General features: G+C 38.9%; 2 protein-coding genes. One reads left to right on the forward strand and one right to left on the reverse strand.

From position 1 onward, the window contains the following. The first annotated feature begins 436 nt into the window (after nt 1-436). Complete coding sequence (locus WBV75_RS07670; RefSeq protein WP_424120044.1) at nt 437-976, forward strand: 2'-5' RNA ligase family protein; 540 nt, start codon at nt 437-439, stop codon at nt 974-976. A 169-nt stretch (nt 977-1,145) separates the two neighbouring features. Here the strand turns inward: WBV75_RS07670 and WBV75_RS07675 are convergent. Next, a partial coding sequence (locus WBV75_RS07675) for a hypothetical protein (RefSeq protein ID WP_424120045.1) occupies nt 1,146-1,842 on the reverse strand: 697 nt, incomplete at its 5' end.

Here is a 1,842-nt window from a genome sequence, read left to right on the forward strand (position 1 = left end):
TGAGGATCACGCCGCAGGCGTAATCCTGAGTTGCAATAGTAGGGGGCAGTATTTGAAGAGAAGGCACCAGCAGATTCCCCCATACCAATGCATCTTAACTCCAATCCGAAGTTTGTACGGAATAAACCCGTATAACCCTTTTCCCAAAAAACAGGTACTCTAACAGAGATTTAAAGTTTCGCTATCTTAGTTCTATTGGCATTATAAAGTTCACAATGCAGTGTGCATATGCGTTTCCCTTCATCAAGTGGACAATAGAACTTTATCCATCAAAGCGTTTTACCAGGAAACTATGAAGAGATTGCTGGAGGAGGCCAAGCGGGAGCTATAGAATGAAAATAACAATGTAAAATGAATGCCAAAAACGAACAAACCCCAATAAAACGGACGTATATCAAAGGTCGTTGAGTTTCATTATAAAATCAACTACGAAAAAATGGCTTTAGGAGTATTAGCATATCCATCGATAAGGAGTGAAGATTACAATCTGATTCAAGAGTTTCGTAAATCAAATGATGAACTATATTTCCAGATGGTTGAACCTCATTTTGCCTTTGTTTTTCCAACTGATTCATTTCAAAAAACTACGTTTATAAAAGAAATTGAAGACAAAGCGAGAGGTTTCAAAAGTTTCAATTTTGACCTCAAATGCGCATGTGTAAACAAGGATTCCTTTATTGATTACTTTCATTTACTATTGGTTCCGGATCAAGGTCACAGTCAAATAGTTAAGTTACACGATAAGCTCTACAGTGATCTCTTGTTTACGGAACTGCGACTAGACATCGATTTCATACCACATGTTGGAATAGCAAATTCAAAAGACGTATTCAACATAAAACGTTGGGCTGACCAGTGGAATTCACAGGAGTTTTCGATTCGTGGCCGAATTAATGATCTGACGGTTATTGACTATGACGGGAATTGTTTAAAAGATGTAATTAAAATACCACTTGGAGTAAAAGAACCACAATAACCTCTATGAACCATAGCTGAGGTTGTCATCACAATGGGAAGTAAGAAAGAAAACAAACGAAATCACTAAATCAACGATCGTGGGGTAGCCACGGCTCCTACCCACAGCGTTGTCTTTTATTTCACTAACCTACTCATCAGGACATACTAATTTGCGTGGGTCTTGTAGATCACTGTTTAAAAAAACTCGTTTTATACTCTAACCCCAGTGTCTTTTCCATAAGCAATACTTCAGGTTTGTCTTTTCTTAAACCCACCTGCCAATTATTATAAATCTCCCAATCCTCATTGGAAAAAATCGGGTTTCCATATTGGTTAATCAAGGCTTCTCGAATTCTTTCTTCCTCTCCTGTTCCCGTCAGTATCCATACCACATTGAGTCTGTTATCCCCAAAGCGAGCTTCAATTTTCCTTGGGAAACCCAAATAATCAACCCCAAAACAGTTAATCTGAATTTGCGCATTGGGATCCGATCCATCCAGTTTTTGTGTATTCGTGAAATCGCTATTGGCCTCTAATAATGGTTTCAATTCCTCCATAGTCGCTCCCATTTTAAGGAATGCAGGAATGCGATTGGAATCTTCAGGGTTTAAAGTCTTCTTATAATTCGAATTGAGGTACGGATTTTCCCAGGCGAACAGGTTCGTATGCAAACCTTCTTCGCTTAATATCCAGGCCACATCTATTTTTCTCCCCAGAAATAATCTATCAGCTTCGTATATATCGTAGTCCAAATATACCCTGGCCGTATCGGTGCGCTTACTTGAAAATACTTCCCGCACATTCCCCTGGGCTTCGATATACTTAAGCGTGTTATCCGCAAAAGTAAATACAACCTTTCCAATCATTCCATTGTCGGTCTTTACC

The sequence above is a fragment of the Robiginitalea sp. genome, assembly GCF_049588695.1.
Taxonomy (GTDB): domain Bacteria; phylum Bacteroidota; class Bacteroidia; order Flavobacteriales; family Flavobacteriaceae; genus Robiginitalea.

Excerpts from the sequence above, each read along its gene's own strand:
- WBV75_RS07670 (WP_424120044.1), top strand. The coding sequence starts at position 437 with ATGGCTTTAGGAGTATTAGCATATCCATCGATAAGGAGTGAAGATTAC.